Annotated in this window: 17 protein-coding genes and 3 pseudogenes; 15 read left to right on the top strand and 5 right to left on the bottom strand. The window is 64.3% G+C overall.

What is annotated here, in order from left to right; translation table 11 throughout:
- Positions 1 to 35: 35 nt before the first annotated feature.
- Positions 36 to 1,200, top strand: a pseudogene (locus tag IT775_RS05770) (IS3 family transposase).
- Between the two features lie 35 nt (positions 1,201 to 1,235).
- Here IT775_RS05770 and IT775_RS05765 read toward each other — a convergent pair.
- The 5 genes and pseudogenes from IT775_RS05765 to IT775_RS05745 form a co-directional block, all read right to left on the bottom strand.
- Positions 1,236 to 1,859 (bottom strand): ABC-type transport auxiliary lipoprotein family protein, encoded by a 624-nt coding sequence (locus IT775_RS05765; protein WP_212700140.1) that lies wholly within the window; start codon positions 1,857 to 1,859, stop codon positions 1,236 to 1,238.
- A gap of 6 nt (positions 1,860 to 1,865) precedes the next feature.
- Positions 1,866 to 3,608, bottom strand: coding sequence for an MlaD family protein (locus tag IT775_RS05760; protein ID WP_212700139.1), 1,743 nt, complete (start codon positions 3,606 to 3,608; stop codon positions 1,866 to 1,868).
- Between the two features lie 9 nt (positions 3,609 to 3,617).
- Entirely contained in the window at positions 3,618 to 4,388 is a 771-nt protein-coding gene (locus IT775_RS05755; RefSeq protein ID WP_212700138.1) for an ABC transporter ATP-binding protein, read from the bottom strand.
- Between the two features lie 2 nt (positions 4,389 to 4,390).
- Entirely contained in the window at positions 4,391 to 5,470 is a 1,080-nt protein-coding gene (locus IT775_RS05750; protein WP_212700137.1) for an ABC transporter permease, read from the bottom strand.
- 151 nt (positions 5,471 to 5,621) lie between these two features.
- Positions 5,622 to 5,792: pseudogene (locus IT775_RS05745) on the bottom strand (transposase); the annotation flags it as partial.
- Between the two features lie 199 nt (positions 5,793 to 5,991).
- Here IT775_RS05745 and IT775_RS05740 point away from each other — a divergent pair.
- The 14 genes and pseudogenes from IT775_RS05740 to IT775_RS05675 form a co-directional block, all read left to right on the top strand.
- On the top strand, positions 5,992 to 6,156 hold the full coding sequence (locus IT775_RS05740; protein ID WP_212700136.1) for a DUF3309 family protein: 165 nt from the start codon (positions 5,992 to 5,994) through the stop codon (positions 6,154 to 6,156).
- An 83-nt stretch (positions 6,157 to 6,239) separates the two neighbouring features.
- The gene (locus IT775_RS05735; protein ID WP_212700135.1) at positions 6,240 to 6,419 is read left to right on the top strand and encodes a hypothetical protein; all 180 of its coding nucleotides are present in this window, start codon (positions 6,240 to 6,242) and stop codon (positions 6,417 to 6,419) included.
- Positions 6,420 to 6,571: 152 nt separating this feature from the next.
- Positions 6,572 to 7,603 (top strand): TIGR00341 family protein, encoded by a 1,032-nt coding sequence (locus IT775_RS05730; protein WP_212700134.1) that lies wholly within the window; start codon positions 6,572 to 6,574, stop codon positions 7,601 to 7,603.
- 2 nt (positions 7,604 to 7,605) lie between these two features.
- On the top strand, positions 7,606 to 8,088 hold the full coding sequence (locus IT775_RS05725; protein WP_212700133.1) for a DUF2147 domain-containing protein: 483 nt from the start codon (positions 7,606 to 7,608) through the stop codon (positions 8,086 to 8,088).
- 505 nt (positions 8,089 to 8,593) lie between these two features.
- Positions 8,594 to 10,012 (top strand): F0F1 ATP synthase subunit beta, encoded by a 1,419-nt coding sequence (gene atpD / locus IT775_RS05720; RefSeq protein ID WP_212700132.1) that lies wholly within the window; start codon positions 8,594 to 8,596, stop codon positions 10,010 to 10,012.
- A complete protein-coding gene (locus tag IT775_RS05715) occupies positions 10,009 to 10,413 on the top strand; it encodes a F0F1 ATP synthase subunit epsilon (RefSeq protein ID WP_212700131.1) in 405 nt (134 codons plus the stop codon). The genes atpD and IT775_RS05715 overlap by 4 nt, the downstream gene beginning before the upstream one ends.
- On the top strand, positions 10,410 to 10,718 hold the full coding sequence (locus IT775_RS05710) for an AtpZ/AtpI family protein (RefSeq protein WP_212700130.1): 309 nt from the start codon (positions 10,410 to 10,412) through the stop codon (positions 10,716 to 10,718). Before IT775_RS05715 ends, IT775_RS05710 begins: the two co-directional genes overlap by 4 nt.
- The gene (locus IT775_RS05705; protein WP_212700129.1) at positions 10,715 to 11,002 is read left to right on the top strand and encodes a hypothetical protein; all 288 of its coding nucleotides are present in this window, start codon (positions 10,715 to 10,717) and stop codon (positions 11,000 to 11,002) included. Before IT775_RS05710 ends, IT775_RS05705 begins: the two co-directional genes overlap by 4 nt.
- A 4-nt stretch (positions 11,003 to 11,006) precedes the next feature.
- On the top strand, positions 11,007 to 11,759 hold the full coding sequence (locus tag IT775_RS05700; protein WP_212700128.1) for a F0F1 ATP synthase subunit A: 753 nt from the start codon (positions 11,007 to 11,009) through the stop codon (positions 11,757 to 11,759).
- Positions 11,760 to 12,050: a F0F1 ATP synthase subunit C gene (locus IT775_RS05695; protein WP_212700127.1), complete on the top strand. Its 291-nt coding sequence runs from the start codon at positions 11,760 to 11,762 to the stop codon at positions 12,048 to 12,050.
- 3 nt (positions 12,051 to 12,053) lie between these two features.
- Positions 12,054 to 12,830 carry a F0F1 ATP synthase subunit B family protein gene (locus tag IT775_RS05690; RefSeq protein ID WP_212700126.1) on the top strand — a complete coding sequence of 259 codons (777 nt, stop codon included), beginning with the start codon at positions 12,054 to 12,056 and terminating at the stop codon, positions 12,828 to 12,830.
- Complete coding sequence (locus IT775_RS05685) at positions 12,827 to 14,329, top strand: F0F1 ATP synthase subunit alpha (RefSeq protein ID WP_212700125.1); 1,503 nt, start codon at positions 12,827 to 12,829, stop codon at positions 14,327 to 14,329. The genes IT775_RS05690 and IT775_RS05685 overlap by 4 nt, the downstream gene beginning before the upstream one ends.
- Positions 14,329 to 15,273, top strand: a complete 945-nt coding sequence (locus IT775_RS05680; protein ID WP_212700124.1) for a F0F1 ATP synthase subunit gamma — start codon at positions 14,329 to 14,331, stop codon at positions 15,271 to 15,273. Before IT775_RS05685 ends, IT775_RS05680 begins: the two co-directional genes overlap by 1 nt.
- A gap of 76 nt (positions 15,274 to 15,349) precedes the next feature.
- A pseudogene (locus IT775_RS05675) lies at positions 15,350 to 16,120 on the top strand (IS3 family transposase); the annotation flags it as partial.
- Positions 16,121 to 16,126 lie beyond the last annotated feature (6 nt).

Below are 16,126 nucleotides of genomic sequence, written 5' to 3'. Positions count from 1 at the left end.
TGGAGAGCACCAACTGAGGAACCAGGAGGTGTTCTTTGTCCCGTTGGAAACGACCGACGCCGGAATTTCGGCGTGAAGCAGTTCGGTTGGCGCTGACCAGCGGACGCACACGACGTGAAATCGCAGATGATCTCGGCATTGGCCTCTCAACGCTGACGCGATTGGGGGAGGCAGGATCGCGATGCCGAGGAGCCTGCGGAAGACCAGGCCGATCTCCGGGCCGAGCTGAAGCGGCTGCGCAAGGAGAATGTGGTGCTGAAGCAGGAGCGCGACATACTAAAAAAGCCGCAGCCTTCTTCGCGAAAGACGCAAGTCGATGAGCTGTGCCTTCATCGAAACGGAGAGGGCCAGCTTTCCCATCAGCCGCATGTGCCAGCCTCTAGGTGTCAGCCAGAGCGGCTTCTTTGCGTGGCGGGAACGCCCGGCCTACCAGCGCCAGCGGCAGGATATGGTCTGCCTCGCCCTTATCCGCACGGCCTTCGCTTTGTCGAACGGCACCTGTGGCAACCCGCGGATGCACCGGGATCTGATTGACGACGGGCACCGGATCGGGCGTCACCGAACGGCCCGGCTGATGCGCGAGAACGGCCTCGTGGCAAGGCAGAAGCGGCGGTTCAAGCGGACGACGGACAGCCAGCATGCCTGGCCGGTCGCCCTCAACCTGATCGCCCAGGCCTTCCGGGCCGAGAAGCCAGATCAGAAATGAGGCGCTGACATTTCCTACATCTGGACGGCGCAGGGCTGGCTCTACCTCGCGGTGGTCATTGATCTCTACTCGAGGCGGGCCGTGGGCTGGGCGACGAGTGACCGGCTGAAGCGCAGCCTCGCCGTCGAGGCTCTGCGGCACGCCATCGTGAACCGCAATCCCGCACCCGGGTTGGGTCATCATAGCGGCCGTGGCAGCCAATATTGCTCTGTCGGTAACCAAGCCGAGCTTAGGAAACGCGGCATTCTGTTCTCGATGAGCGGCAAGGGGAACTGCTACGACAATTCGATGGTCGAGACCTTTTTCAAGACCATCAAGTTTTCAAGACCATCAAGTCGGAACTGATCCGGCCGGTCGCCTGGCAAACCCGGGAACAGGCTGAAAACGCCATCGCCAGATACATCGACGGGTTCTATAACCCAGTCAGGCGACATTCATCGCTTGGCTTCAAAAGCCCTATCGCATTCCTGCGCGGGGCTCGCGAAGTGAGCTAAACGCTCTCCACTAAATCCGGGTAAGACCACTCGCGTCACGCCCCCGTTTTCCGGACCAACCAGGTGACTACATCGGTCAACTGCTGTGTCATGGCCGCATCGAAGGCGGTCGTGATCAGCTCCGCCGAGGTGCCGGTGACCGCCACCGCGTTGCTGAAGCCGCGCGACGACACCACGGACCCATCGGAGCCGCGCAGCAGGGTCAAGGTCATGCGAATGACCACCATCGGTTCTTCGCCGACAAGCTCGGCCTGGAACGCCTGCAGATCGGTCAATAAGACATAATCCGGCGACGGACCCGTGCCCGCGGCGGACACCAGACCGAACCGGCCCGAATTGGCCAGCGATCGCACCAGCAGCAACTGGACGTGCTCGGTCGCCTCGTTGACCCAACGCGCCCCCGGCAGCGACTGGATTTCCAGCGGCGTCGGCTTGATCGCGATGCGGTCATTGTTCAGCGCCCCGGTCGCGGTCGGCAACGCGACTTCGAGCAGGCGCCGGCCGCGCGGCGCGGGCACCGTTTCCGCCGGCAGCGGCGTCAGTTCGAACGTGTTGAGCGGCTTTGACGCCGATTGGATGCCGGCCAGGCCGCTGCACCCGGCCAGGGCCAGAACCCCCAGTCCGAACACGGCGGTACGAATAGCGATGCGAAATGTCATCTCGGCCTATCTCCTGAATTCGGGAATGTTGTTGCCGAAGAAGAACCGCGCGGGGTCGCGTTCCATCTTCTTGGTCAATTGTTCCAACCGATAGACCAGTTGCTGCGCCTCGCGCGCGAACTTGGTGAATTCCGGCAGGCCGGTTTCGGCAAAGCTGCGGATCGGCGGCGTGCTGGCGCTGACCGTGGCGTCGATCTGCTCGATCACGTCGAGCGCGCGCGCCGTGGCTTCGCGCAGGTCGCCGGTGACGGCAGGGATGTCCTCGGCCAGGGTCGCCATCGTCGTTTCGAACTGGCCCGCCGCCGTGCGGATATCCGAAATCGCCGGGCTCAGGTCAGACGTGATGGCCGTCTCGGCCTGGGAAAAGGTGCGCTTGGCGACGTCCAGCGTTTCTTCGGTCACCGCCAGCGCGCTGTCCAGGTTGGCCAGCGTGCGGTTGGCGTTCTGCAAGGTTTCGGTCGCGGCCTTCAGCGTTTCGTCGCCACTGTCGACCAACGGATCGATCCGGTCGGTAAAGGCCGAGACATCTGCCGAAACCTGGTCCATCACGCGGGTCGCGGCGGTGACCGCGTCCCGGATTTCGGTGACGGTTTCAGGAATGTCCTTCTGGAACACCGCGTCGATCCCGGAGATCGAGTCCTGCACCGATTTCAGCGTCGCGCGCGCGTCGACCACCAGCGCGGTGCCCTCGCCGTCCACCAGCCCCTGGAAATTCACCGATGCGCTTTCGACCGCGGCCAGCGAACTGCGCGCTTCGGCCAGCGTGGCATCGAGCGTCGCGATGGTGGTTTCCAGTTCGACAAAACGCTGCGTCGCCGCGTCGGCCGATCCGCCGAGCTGCGCCAGCACCTTGTCCAGCTGGACCCGCACATCGTTGGTGGCCGTGTCGATCGACCGGATGGCGGTGCTCAGATCGTCCGCGATCTGCGGCACGCGGTTCTGGACGAAGCTGTCGACGCCGTTGATCGTGGTTTCAGCCGAGGTGAAGGCGGCGGTGGCCGACCGCATCGTCGGCTCCACCTCGTTCAACGCCAGCTTCGCCGCATCCAGCGTGTCGTTGAGCTTGAGCAAAGAGACCTGCACCGTCTCGCCGATCTCGTCAAGCCGACCGGTGAACTTGGAAATCTCGGCGGTGCCCTCTGACACGGTCGTCGAAATGTCTGAAAAATCCGTCAGCGCCTGGTCAAGCTGCCCCGACGCACGATCCAGGTTGCTCAGCAGGTTGGACACCGATTGCTGGTTTTCCGGGCTGAGAAAACTGCGGAATTCGCGGATCGCGTCCACCGCTTCGGCCACCAGGTCGGGGGCGTCTTCGGTCAGGGCCTGAACGGCCGACCGTTCCGAGGGGATCAGCGGGATCTGCGTCGGAGCGGCCACCTTGCGCAGCAGCGCAGCCCCCGGGCTGCCGCCGGTCAGCGCAACGAAGGACACGCCGGTCACGCCTTGCGAATTCAGCTGCGCGGTGCTGTCGGTCTTGACCGGGGTGTCGGCGGTGACCTCGATCCTGACCCGTACCTTGCCGGATCCTTCGGCATCCAGTTCCAGTCCGATCACTTGCCCCACCGACAGCCCGTTGAACCGCACGTCGGCCGCCATCCCCAGGCCCGACACGCTGTCGAACAGGATCTCGTACTGCGCGTATTGCCGGTCGATCTCGACCTTCGCGAACCAGACCAGCAGCCCCAGCAGCCCCAGCACGCCGAGGACCGTCACGGCGCCGATCAGAACGAAATTGGCCTTGGTTTCCATTTAAAACCCTTAATCCCCGAAACCGGCCGCCCGCGCCCGGGGCCCATGAAAGTATTCGTGAGCCCACGGATGGTCCACCGTCAACATATCCCGCATGGTGCCCGTCACAAACACCCGCTTTTCCGCAAGCACCGCGATCCGGTCACAGATCGCGTGCAGGCTGTCCAGATCATGCGTCACCATGAACACCGTCAGACCCAGCGTGGTTTGCAGTTTCGTGATCAGCGCGTCGAAGGCGGCCGCCCCGATCGGATCCAGCCCGGCGGTGGGTTCGTCGAGGAACACGATCTCGGGATCGAGGGCCAGCGCCCGTGCCAGCCCGGCCCGTTTGCGCATCCCGCCCGAGAGTTCCGACGGGTACTTGTCGCTGGCATTCGGCGGCAGCCCGACCATCGACAGTTTCAGATCGGCCAGCGCCCGGCGCGTCGCCGCCGACAGGTCGGTCTGTTCCCGCATCGGCACCTCGACATTTTCCCGCACGGTCAGCGACGAAAACAGCGCACCGTCCTGGAACATCACGCCCCAGCGTTGTTCGACGCTCTGGCGCACCTCTTCGGACGCGCTCAGCATGTCGGTGCCGAACACCGCGACGCGGCCCGCCTGGGGCCGCAGCAAGCCGACGATGGCGCGCAGCAGCACCGATTTACCGGTGCCCGACCCGCCGACCACGCCCAGCACCTCGCCGCGGTACACATCCAAGTCGAGCCCGTCATGCACCACGTGATCGCCGAACTGCGTGCGCAGTCCGCGGACCTCGATGATTGGTTCGCGCGCGTCCATCGTCACACCCCGACAATCGAGAAGAAGATCGAAAACATCGCATCCGCCACGATCACGAGGAAGATCGACAGCACCACCGATGTCGATGTCAGCCGGCCCAGGCTTTCCGCGTTGCCGCCGACCTTCATGCCCTCGTAACAGCCCACGATGCCAATGATGACGGCAAAGAACGGCGCCTTGATCAGGCCGACGGCGTAATGCCACACGTCAACGGAATCATAGAGCCGGGTCTGGAACATGCCCGGCGACACGCCGAGTTCGATCCACGACATCAGCGCGCCGCCGAACAGCCCCATCACATCGGCCACGAACCCCAGCAGCGGCAGCATGATCGCGATCGCCAGGACCCGGGGCAGCACCAGCACTTCGACCGGGTCGAGCCCGAAGGTCTGCATCGCGTCGATTTCCTCGCGCATCTTCATCGACCCGATGGAGGCGGTGAAGGCCGCGCCGGACCGGCCGGCGACGATGATCGCGGTCAGCAGGATCCCCAGTTCGCGCAGCACCGAGATCGCGATCAGGTCGACGACGAAAACCTCAGCCCCGAACTGGCGCAGTTGCACCGCGCCCTGAAACGCCATTACCACCCCGATCAGGAACGCCATCAGGGACACGATGGGAACCGCCTTGAGCCCGATTTCGTGCATGTGATGCACCAGCGAGGTGAACCGCAGCCGCCCCGGATGCAGCAGCAGCCCGCCGAACCGCGCCACCACCGTTCCCAGGAAGCCCAGGATCTCGACCAGGCTCCGGATCCCTTCCCAGGTCGATTTTCCGAGGGTTTCCAGCCAATCGAACAGATCGTGATGCCTGGGGCGGGCGTCCGGTGGGGCAGGGATGTTGCCGCGCACCACCTCCAGCAGATCCGCGTGCACCTCCGAGGCGCCGACGATATCGCAGCGGCCTCCTGCGTTCCTGATCCGCGCCTGCAGATCGATCAGAAGCCAAGCCCCGGCCGTGTCCAGCACCTTGACCGGCGACAGATCGAAAGTCACGTCCAACGAGGCCTCTGCCGCCGCCAGTTGCGCCCGTAGCGCATCGACTTGCGCCACGACGATCCGGTCTGGAAGGGTCACGTCCATGCTTTCTCGCGATTGCCTTTCAACACTTTACCGGGTCCGAAACACGACAAGGATGACAGAGTTCGTGACAAGGGTCCACGGCCATTGATGGCCCGCGAGACAGTATCGCCGCGCTGGAAACACCGCCCGCGAAAGCAAAGCTTGCCTGCGCGCGCAGCCGCTTCATGTCCGTGGGCAGCATCCCCGCGTACTTCCTCTTCCAATTGAAATAGGTCGCCTAGCTGATCCCCGCCTTTCGGCATATCTCGGCAACCGGCGCGCCTTCTTCGCCCTGCTTGATGATGAACGCTTTCTGCGCGTCCGTGAACTTCGATGCTTTCATGCGTTTCCGCTCCTCTCTCAGCCAAGGATTCGTCACGGAAAACTCTAGCCAAAATCGAGGGCGTTTTCGGGGATCACATCATGGCCGGTTCGGAACCCGGATCGGCATAAGTTCTTCGTCGAGCGCCCATCAAGTGCTATACAATTCGAGCATTAAAGGAACATTTTGTTTGGCTGCATGCCCTAATTGGAGATCGACTATGTCACTTGGAACCATTCTCATCATCATCCTTGTCATCTTTTTGCTTGGCGGGTTCAGCGGCCGTTTTGGCGGTTACGGCTACGGCTTCGGGCATGGCGGCATCGGTATCATCGGTATCATCCTAATCGTTCTCGTGGTCCTGGTCTTGATGGGTCGGCTTTGATCTGTCAGGCGCGGGCAAAGGAAAAAGGTTATTTGGGCAAGGGACGTCAACGATGAGGTCCCGACAAACTAAGGAGCGAAGACATGCCGCTCTGGCAACGATTACTGATCACGGTCGCAACCATGCTGGTGACGAGTTTTCTGGCCGGCCTTTCGTGGCGCTGGCTCTTCAACACGGACATTCCAAGCTATCTGAGCGGGATGGTCGGCGGCGTAACAGCAGTGCCGGTTTGGGAACTGCTTAAGCGGGTACAAATACGGTGATGCCGTATGCAGGCGCGGTATCTCCAAATGCGCAGAATGCGTCTGGGACAGTAGCGCGATCAGGCTTGCCCCGGCGCGTGACGGGGCCCAGCGACAAGACTGGCGCGCAGTTGACGAAGTGGCGTGACCGGACGAGGAAAGGATGACACCCGATGGCGCTCCGCCTGATAGAATTGGTGCTGCACGAGGAGGATAGTGCCGACCTTCGCGCGCTTCTGAAGGACTACAACGTGCTTGAACACCGGCAGATCCGGTTAGAGAACGAGGAAGTTCTGGTGCGCATCCTGCTGGATTCCGAACAGAGCGAGCCGGTGCTGGATTTGTTGGAGAAGCGCTATACCGGGAAGGAGGGCAACCGGGTGGTGGTGGTGCCTATCGAAGCGACATTGCCACGCGCCCCGGTCGAGCCAGAACCGGAATCGGCTGCGCCGTCCGAAAAATTGCCACCCGGGGAAGAACCGCCTAAAGAGAAAACCCCCGAGCGGATCGGTCGCGAGGAACTGTACGAGGACATCAAGAGCGGCGCGCGACTGTCGCGAGTCTATCTGGCGATGGTTGCACTATCCACAGTGGTGGCGGCCATTGGCCTGTACAACAACAACGTGACGGTCGTCATCGGGGCCATGGTGATTGCGCCTCTGCTCGCCCCGAACGTGGCGTTGTCGCTGGGAATCACGTTGGGTGACCTGTCGCTGCTTCGGCAGGGGATGCTGACGGCACTGGCAGGGATTGCGGCGGCGCTGGTTTTATCCGTACTCATCGGGGTGCTGCTGGACGTGGATCCGACATTGTCCGAAATGGCCTCGCGCACCCGGGTGGGCCTGGGCGATATAGTATTGGCCCTGGCGTCGGGCTGCGCCGGCGCGCTGGCGTTCACTGCAGGGGTCTCGGCAACATTGATCGGTGTGATGGTTGCGGTTGCATTGTTGCCGCCGCTGGTGACGTCGGGTTTGCTGCTTGGCGGCGGACATCCAAGCCTGGCCACGGGTGCCTTTTTATTGTTCCTGGTGAATCTGATATGCGTGAATCTGGCGGGTATGACGACGTTTCTGGTGCAAGGCATCAAACCGACGAATTGGTGGGAGAAGGATCGGGCCGTGAAAGCCACGCGCATTTCCATCGTTCTTTCGGTGGTTCTGTTGGCGATACTGGTCGGAATGATCGTGCTGACACGAAGGGGGTGAACATGATCAGGACAATGGCGCTGAGGGGGCAACGGACCTGCGGGCATATGTTGGTTTGGTTGTGCACGGCTCTGCTCTTCGCGCTGCTGGCGACAGTCTCGGTAGGGGAAGAACGTCAGACGCCGGTCGGCGTCTGGCTGCACGCAAACAAGCGCATTCAGGTCGAGATTTTTCCCTGCGACAACCGGCTGTGCGGGAAAATCGTCTGGTTCAGATGGCCCAACGACGCGCAAGGCCTGCCGCTGACCGATCTAAAGAACGATGATCCAGCGCTACGCTCGCGGCCCCTACTGGGGCTTACCGTCCTCAGCAACCTTCGCCATACCGGCGAAAACAGATGGACGGGCGGTCGAATCTACAACCCGGACGATGGCCGGAGTTACGGAGCGCAGATGTCGATCCAGGACGATAGCACGTTGTGCGTGCGGGCCTACGTTATCTTCCCCGAATGGGGAGAGACGTTCATTTGGACCCGCGTTCGGTGACGGTAGCGCTGTCAGCTGTCGACGGCTCGGCCGGCGCAAGGGGTGAACTGAGTGTCAGACCATCGTTGCGGATTATGGCCATCTGTCCAGTTGCGGGCGTTACACCTAACCGCTGACCCCGGTGAAGGTCACACAGACTTTCCGAGAACGGTGGGGGTTAACGCCACCGGGCCGGTCAGGACCGTGGCGAGGCACTCGGGTGGCGCAGGCGGTTCCGTGATCAACCAGCATGGCGCTTGCCGGAATGGCTGCGTGACAGGTGCCGCGAATTTTGCCTATGATGAGGGTATTGAAGCCGGAGGCCGGGCCAAGGGGGCTGTATCGAACGGGCAAGATATGTGCACCCTGTTCATGTCGGCCGAAACCAGTGCCGGGCGCAATCGGGATACGGCTGGCCAGACGTTGCGTCGATTACCAGGCGATCGATCCTCTCCAGTTCCCCGTCCGGGCGCGCTGTTGCGGCAAAGGGCTGACGAACAAAGCCATTGGAAAGGCGACGACGGAAATGGCGGATACTGCGACGGATACTGCGATCGCCAGCGCGGCTGACGCCGCCGCTGCACATGTCATCCGCGTGTCGGGGCAGATCGTCGAATTGCGGTTCCACGGGCAGCCCCCCAGGGCGCAAGACCTTTTCACCGGGCTCGATGACCCCGATCTGCGTGTCGAGATCGCGGCACTTCCCGGCGGCGGGGTGGCGCGGGGGCTGGTGTTGTCCGCCGGGCGCGCGGTGGCTCTTGGTGCCCGGTTGCAGGCCGTCGGTCACGGCATAGAGATGCCGGTGGGGCGGGCAACGCTCGGGCGGATGCTCAACCTTTTCGGTGAACCGATCGACGGCGGGCCGCCCCTGACGGATGCGCCCCGCCGCGCGATCCAGCAGGCGCCGCCGGCGCTGAGCGAAAGGATCACCACCGCGGAGATCTTCGAGACTGGGATCAAGGTGATAGACCTGCTCTGCCCGATCGAGCGCGGCGGCAAGGCGGGGCTTTTCGGCGGCGCGGGCGTCGGCAAGACGGTGCTGATCGCCGAGATGATCTACAACATGTCGGGCGTCTATCAGGGCGTCAGCCTCTTCTGCGGCATCGGCGAACGCTCCCGCGAGGCCGAGGAGTTCCACCGTGAAATGAGCGAGGCCGGGGTGTTGGACAACACCGTCATGGTCTTCGGCCAGATGAACGAGCGCCCCGCAGTGCGGTTTCGCGTCGGCCACGCTGCGATGACGGTGGCCGAGCATTTCCGCGACGAGATGAACACCGATGTGCTGGTGCTGATCGACAACATCTACCGCTTCGTCCAGGCGGGGATGGAGGTGTCGGGCCTGCTTGGTCAGATCCCGTCGCGGGTGGGCTATCAACCCTCGCTCGCCACCGAAATCGCCGAGCTGGAAGAACGGATCTGTTCTACGCCTTCGGGCGCCATGACCTCGATCCAGGCGGTTTATGTGCCCGCCGACGACTTCACCGACCCCGCCGCGACCCATGTCTTCGGTCATCTCTCGGCCTCGGTCGTTCTGTCGCGCAAGCGGGCTGCGCAGGGGCTCTTTCCGGCGGTCGATCCGTTGGAATCGACCTCGAAGATGCTGACCCCCGGCGTCGTCAGCGCGCGCCATGAACGGGTCGCTCGCGCGGTGCGCCGTACGCTGGCGGAATACGAAAGCCTCAAGGACATGATCGCCATGCTGGGGCTTGAACAGCTTTCGGTCGATGACCGCCGGACCGTCGCGGTGGCACGGCGGCTGGAGCGTTTTCTCACCCAGCCCTTTCACGCCACCGAACAGTTCACCGGCGCGCCGGGCCGCCGGGTGCGGCTGGAGGATACCATCGAGGGCTGCGACCAGATCCTGTCGGGGGCGTTCAATGACCTGCCCGAACGGCATCTCTACATGATCGGACCGATCGAAGAAGTCGTCAGGGGGGACGAATGATCCTGCCCCCCAAGCACATGCACCTCGAAGTCTTCGTCCCGACCGCGCGGCTGGTGAACGCCGCCGCAGCCAAGGTTGTGGCCGAAGGACCGGAGGGGCACTTTGGCTTGTTGCCGCGCCATCTCGACATCGCCGCAGCGCTGGTGCCGGGATTGTTGGTCTATGTCACCGCCGCGGGCGAGGAACGTTTTCTGGGCATCGATGAGGGCGTGTTGGTCAAGTGCGGCATCAATGTACATGTCTCGGTCCTCGCTGCCTTCGAGAGCGATGACCTGACCTCGCTCCGGGCCGAGATCGCGGATCGCTTTGTCGACCTCGACGACCACGAGCGCAAGGCCCGTACCGCGCTTGCCCGGCTCGAGACCGGGGCCATCCGCCATATGCTGGAGTTCGAGCGATGAGCGAGTCCGACGAAAATCTGGAGGAGACGGTCGGCCGCAAGGCCGAGCGGCACGAACGGGCGCGGCAGGAAGGCCGGCACACGGTCTGGTTCGGTTTCGGCATGTTCGGGCTTGTGGGATGGGCGGTGGCGGTTCCAACACTTGCGGGCGTGGCCTTGGGGCATTGGCTGGACAAGGTCTTTTCCGGTGCGCCGTCTTGGACGGTGATGGGGCTCCTGGCCGGCGTGGGGCTGGGATGCCTGAATGCGTGGTGGTGGGTGAACCGCAGCGGCGGGCACGGCAATGGCGGGGGAGACGCGCGATGACACTGGCGACCGGCGGCGAACTGATATTCGGAGTGTTTGCAGGCATGGCGCTTGCCGCGCTGCATCTGATGCTGCTGCGACGCGCCGCGGAACGGCTGGGAAAGGGTGGCGGCGTCGGTGCGCTGCTCGGTGGTGCGGTGCTGCGGCTGGGTCTCGTCCTGGCCGGCTTTGCCGCGGTGGCCTGGCTGGCGCCGCAGCCGGGGTTTGCCCTCGTCGCCGGTTTGTGCGGCTTTGCGCTGGCCCGTACCCTGATCCTTCGGCGCGTCCAGCGGACCCGGAGGTGACGCGATGCAGATTTCGCCAGACAGTCAGATCCTGTTCCTGCTGCCGGCCGGCCCGCTTGGCGATCTGCCGGTTTCGGCGACGATCGTCAACAGCTGGATCGTCATGGCCGTTCTGGTGATCGCTGGGCGGCTGGCGACCTGGCGGATCGGCCCGGCGACTCCGACCTCGCGGTGGCGGCTGGCGGTGGAGCTGTTCATCGAGATGATCCGCAACCAGATCCGGGCGATCGGCGGCGATGATCCCGGGCGCTATCTGCCGTTCATCGGAACGCTGTTCCTGTTCACGCTGGTCTCCAACCTGCTGGGCGTCATTCCCGGCTTCATGTCGCCGACCGGTTCGCTGTCGACCACGGTCGCGCTTGCGCTGTGCGTGCTGGTCGCGGTTCCGCTTTACGGGATCGCCGACAACGGTGTGCTGGGGTATCTGCGCCGTTACATCACGCCGACGCCGCTGATGGCCCCGTTCAACGTGATCGGCGAGATTTCGCGGACGATCGCGCTGGCCGTGCGCCTCTATGGCAACGTGATGAGCGGCACCGTGGTGGTGGCGATCCTGCTGTCGGTCGTGCCATTCTTCTTCCCGGTCGTGCTTCAGTTGCTCGGCCTGCTGACCGGCGTGATCCAGGCCTATATCTTTGCCGTTCTCGCCATGGTCTACATCGTCTCGGCCAGCGGGCAGGAACCCGGCGCCGCCGAAAACCGTCCCGCCGCAGACGGAGACGGCCCGCATGATACACCTACGGAAAGGAAACGTTGAATGGATGCCATAACCATCATCGCTGCCGTTTCGATTGTGACCGCCGGTCTGACGATCGCGATCGGTTCGATCGGCCCGGCCCTGGGCGAGGCGCGGACCGCCGCGCAGGCGCTGCAAGCCATCGCACATCAGCCGGACGAGGCGAATACGATCACGCGGACGCTGTTCGTCAGCCTCGCGATGATCGAGTCGACGGCGATCTACTGCTTCGTCGTGGCCATGATCCTGCTGTTCGCCAACCCGTTCTGGACCTGGGTGATCGAGGCCGCGAAGACTGCCGGGGGGAACTGATCAGTGCAGATCGACTGGCTCACGGTGTCCGCCCAGATCGTGAACTTCCTGGTTCTGATCTGGCTGCTCCAGCGCGTACTCTACCGCCCGTTGGGCCGCGCATTGAAGGCGCGGGAGGAGGAGGTCGGTCGCAGCCTGCGCGAGGCCGAAGCCGCGCGCGCCGAAGCCGACGCCGAGGCGCAGGCGCATCGCGAAGCCCTGCAGCAGATAGAAGAGGCGCGGGCCGCCCGCCTGGAGGCGGTCGAGGAAGAGGCCGAGATCCTGAAGGCCGAGATGACCGTGAAGGTCCGCGACGATCTTGCCTTGCGCCGCACGGCCTGGCAGGAGCAACTCGCAGATGAAAAGGCCGCCTTTCTCGACCGGCTGCGCCGCCGCGCCAGCGAGGCCTTCGTGACGCTGGCCCGCCGCGCCCTGTCCGAGATGGCCGACGAGGATCTGGTGGATCGGATCGCGCGGGTCTTTGCCCGGCGCCTTTCCACCCTCGACGCCGACGAGTTGCAGCATCTGCAAACCGCAGCCGGTCACGGCGATACGCCGCTCGTCCTTTCCTCCTTCCCATTGTCGCCCGAGGCGCGGACGCTGGCGGCCGAGGCGGTCGGCCGGGTGCTGCACAAGGATGTCGACATCGACTTCCGTGAAGAGGCAGAACTGGAATGCGGCATCGTCCTGGCGGTCGGCTCGCGCCATATCGGCTGGACCCTTGGTGAACATCTCGACATGCTCGAAGCCGATGTCGCTGCCCTGCTTGACACCCGCGTAACGCCGGGGGACGAGACATGACATTGCAGGGAATTGCTGACGCGCTCTTCGACGAGATCGAGAGCCGAAGCGCCCGTGCCCCGCGCCTGTCTTCTCTGGAACGGGGCACCGTCACCCGTGTGCTGCGCGGGGTGGCATACGTTGAGGGCTTCACCGAGGTATCCTCGAACGAAATCATCGCCTTCGAGGGCGGGGCGACAGGCCTGGCGCTGGATTTGACGCTGAAACAGGTGGGGATCGTTCTGCTGGATGACCCGAGGGGGTTGCGCCCCGGCGACCATGCAATGCGGACCAAGCGCGTGGCCTCGGTGCCGACCGGGAACGCGCTTCTGGGTCGAGTGATCAATCCGCTCGGGCGGCCGCTTGACGAGCGTGGACCCGTTGCCACCGACCGGACCGGGCCGGTCGAGCGGCCGGCCCCCGCGATCATGGAGCGCGCGCCTGTCGCCCGTCCGCTGCAGACCGGGATCAAGGTCGTCGACGCCCTGGTCCCGATCGGCCGCGGCCAGCGCGAACTGATCATCGGCGACCGTCAGACCGGCAAGACCGCGGTAGCGCTCGACACGATCCGGAACCAGGCGGGGACCGGGGTCGTTTCGGTCTATTGCGCGATCGGCCAGCGCGGCGACGCGGTCGCGCGCGTGGTCGCCCGGCTGAGCGAAAGCGGCGTCATGCACAACTGCGTGGTGGTGACGGCGGCCGCCGAGGAGCCGCCTGGCCTGCAATACATCGCCCCCTATGCCGCGACCGCGATCGCCGAAAGCTTCATGCGCGCGGGGCGCGACGTGCTGATCGTCTATGACGACCTGACCCGTCACGCGCGTGCTTATCGCGAGCTGTCGCTCCTGATGCGGCGCCCACCGGGGCGCGAGGCCTATCCGGGCGACATCTTCTACCTTCACGCCCGGCTCCTGGAACGCGCCACCCAACTGCGCGACAGTGCCGGCGGCGGGTCGCTGACCGCGCTGCCCATCATCGAGACGCAGGCGCAGAACCTGTCGGCCTATATCCCTACCAATCTCATTTCCATCACCGACGGGCAAATCTACCTTTCGCCGACGCTGTTCCGGCGCGGGCAATTGCCCGCGGTGGATGTCGGCCGCTCGGTTTCGCGCGTCGGCGGCAAGGCGCAACTGCCCGCCTTCCGCGCGGTGGCCGGGCCGCTCAAGCTCGCCTATGCCCAGTTCGAAGAGCTTGAAGCCTTTGCGCGGTTCGGAGCCAGGCTGGACGACGACAGCCGCCGCCAGCTGGAACGCGGCCGGCGCGTGCGCGAGGCGCTGAAGCAGAACGAGGCGGCACCGTTGCCCGTCGCCCATCAGATCGCGTTGCTGCTGGCCGTGACCGAGGGGGTGTTCGATTCCGTTTCCATCGACGGGATGGAGGCGGCCGCCGCTCATGTCACCAATGCGGTGAACGCAACCGGGGAAGCCGGAGAGATCGCGGCCGGCGCCCCTCTCGAAGGCGCGCGGCGGGCGGCAATCCTGTCCGCGGCGCGGGCGGCCCTCGGCCAGGAGGTGTGATGGCCACGCTCGAGGAACTGTCCCGTCACATCGAGAGCGCCGAGGAGCTGCAATCGGTGGTGCGCACGATGAAGACGATCTCGTCGGTGGCCATCCGCCGCTACGAACTGGCCGAGCAGGCGATGGCGCGCTACCTGGAGACGGTTGAGATGGGCCTGCAGGTCGTCCTACGCGCGCGCGACGGTGCCGAGGCCGAACCTCCCGCCCGCGGGCACGGCCGCACCGCGGTGATGCTGGTTGGTTCCGAAATCGGCCTTTGCGGAGCTTTCAACGAAAAGCTCGTGGATTTCGCACTGAGCAACCTTGCCACGGCCGACACCGCGGCCGAAAATCGCCTCGTACTGACGATCGGGGCGCGTGCAGATGCAAGCTGGCGCGCCCAGGCCGAGCCGCCGGACGGCCATGAGCAGGCCCCCGCGACGTTGGAGGCGCTCTCGCGCACGGTGGATGCGGTGCTGACCCGCCTCGATCACTGGCAGGAGAGCGAGGGCGTGGTTCGGCTGGTGCTGTTTCACCACCGCCCTGGCGATAACGGGGCGGTTACGCCGGTGCAGGCCCCCCTGCTGCCACTCGATCCGGTCTGGCTTGCCGGGCTGCGCATGCGCCGCTGGCCGTCGCGCCGCCTGCCTGTCCCAGTCGGTGCGCCGGAGGCGCTCTTTCGCGTGCTGGTGCGCCAGCTCCTGTTTGCCCGCGTCTCAACCGCGATCATCCAGTCTCAGACGGCCGAACATGCCGAGCGTCTCAAGGCCATGCAGGCGGCCGACCACAGCATTGCCGAGAAGATCGATGATCTGCACATCGTGCACCGGCGGATCCGGCAGGAGGCGATCACCTCGGAACTGCTCGACATCGTCTCGGGCTACGGTGCCATCATGGATGAGAAATCTGAAGAGGCGACGACGGAGGGGGAAGCGCAAGGCGCCGTCCGGGCATCGTCAGACTAACCGAACTGCTCGGGTCATTTTGGTCTTCCCCCACTGAAGTGGTCCGCCGTTATGTTTAGGAAAACGGAGGACCATAATGTCTACGAAACGGCACAAGCCAGAAGAGATTATCACGAAGCTGCGGCAGGTTGAGGTACTTGTCGGACAGGGAGCGACACGCGTGGATGCGATGCGCGAAGTTCGCATAGCAGAACAGACCTATTACCGTTGGCGCAAGCAATATGGCGGTATGGGAACCGACCAGCTCAGGGAACTCAAACGCCTCCAGAAGGAGAATGAACGGCTGAGAAAGGCCGTCTCGGATCTGACGCTAGACAAGCTGATCCTGGCAGAGGCAGCAAAGGGAGTGAGGGCCGTCTCGGAAACGGTCCAGTGGACCGTTTCAGGCCGGAACGGGCGGAGCCCCTGAGCCCCGCTCGCCGCCGTGCTTGCATCAATCACCTCCGCGCCCGGTTCCGTCTGTCCGAGCGACGCGCCTGTCGTGTCCTGGGGCGGCACCGATCCACGCAGAGGAAGGTTCCGCAAGGCCGGGCCGACGAAGCACGGCTGGTCGCGGACATGATTGAGCTGGCACGCCAGTTCGGCCGTTACGGCTATCGTCGCATCGCGGCTCTGCTGAGAGATGCGGGCTGGGAGGTGAACGACAAGCGCGTCGAGCGCCTATGGCGGCGAGAGGGGCTAAAGGTGCCAATGAAACAACCGAAGAAGGGACGGCTCTGGCTGAACCCTCTCGGGACATTGCTTCGCAATGCCCTGCCGGGCAATGGACGGATCATGTGTCCGGCTGCGCCCCTGGTCAGCCCCCATTTGCTGGTCCGGTTTGATCATTAGGAGCAGGACTAACGAATCTGCT

The organism is Thalassovita aquimarina (genome assembly GCF_018219815.1).
GTDB lineage: Bacteria > Pseudomonadota > Alphaproteobacteria > Rhodobacterales > Rhodobacteraceae > Thalassobius > Thalassobius aquimarinus.
The sequence above is the reverse complement of the archived record's forward strand: the minus strand, read 5'-3'. Positions and strand labels throughout refer to the sequence as shown.

Coding starts and splice junctions, on each gene's coding strand:
- IT775_RS05765 (WP_212700140.1), bottom strand. CDS start 1,859: ATGACATTTCGCATCGCTATTCGTACCGCCGTGTTCGGACTGGGGGTT.
- IT775_RS05760 (WP_212700139.1), bottom strand. CDS start 3,608: ATGGAAACCAAGGCCAATTTCGTTCTGATCGGCGCCGTGACGGTCCTC.
- IT775_RS05755 (WP_212700138.1), bottom strand. CDS start 4,388: ATGGACGCGCGCGAACCAATCATCGAGGTCCGCGGACTGCGCACGCAG.
- IT775_RS05750 (WP_212700137.1), bottom strand. CDS start 5,470: ATGGACGTGACCCTTCCAGACCGGATCGTCGTGGCGCAAGTCGATGCG.
- IT775_RS05740 (WP_212700136.1), top strand. CDS start 5,992: ATGTCACTTGGAACCATTCTCATCATCATCCTTGTCATCTTTTTGCTT.
- IT775_RS05735 (WP_212700135.1), top strand. CDS start 6,240: ATGCCGCTCTGGCAACGATTACTGATCACGGTCGCAACCATGCTGGTG.
- IT775_RS05730 (WP_212700134.1), top strand. CDS start 6,572: ATGGCGCTCCGCCTGATAGAATTGGTGCTGCACGAGGAGGATAGTGCC.
- IT775_RS05725 (WP_212700133.1), top strand. CDS start 7,606: ATGATCAGGACAATGGCGCTGAGGGGGCAACGGACCTGCGGGCATATG.
- atpD (WP_212700132.1), top strand. CDS start 8,594: ATGGCGGATACTGCGACGGATACTGCGATCGCCAGCGCGGCTGACGCC.
- IT775_RS05715 (WP_212700131.1), top strand. CDS start 10,009: ATGATCCTGCCCCCCAAGCACATGCACCTCGAAGTCTTCGTCCCGACC.
- IT775_RS05710 (WP_212700130.1), top strand. CDS start 10,410: ATGAGCGAGTCCGACGAAAATCTGGAGGAGACGGTCGGCCGCAAGGCC.
- IT775_RS05705 (WP_212700129.1), top strand. CDS start 10,715: ATGACACTGGCGACCGGCGGCGAACTGATATTCGGAGTGTTTGCAGGC.
- IT775_RS05700 (WP_212700128.1), top strand. CDS start 11,007: ATGCAGATTTCGCCAGACAGTCAGATCCTGTTCCTGCTGCCGGCCGGC.
- IT775_RS05695 (WP_212700127.1), top strand. CDS start 11,760: ATGGATGCCATAACCATCATCGCTGCCGTTTCGATTGTGACCGCCGGT.
- IT775_RS05685 (WP_212700125.1), top strand. CDS start 12,827: ATGACATTGCAGGGAATTGCTGACGCGCTCTTCGACGAGATCGAGAGC.
- IT775_RS05680 (WP_212700124.1), top strand. CDS start 14,329: ATGGCCACGCTCGAGGAACTGTCCCGTCACATCGAGAGCGCCGAGGAG.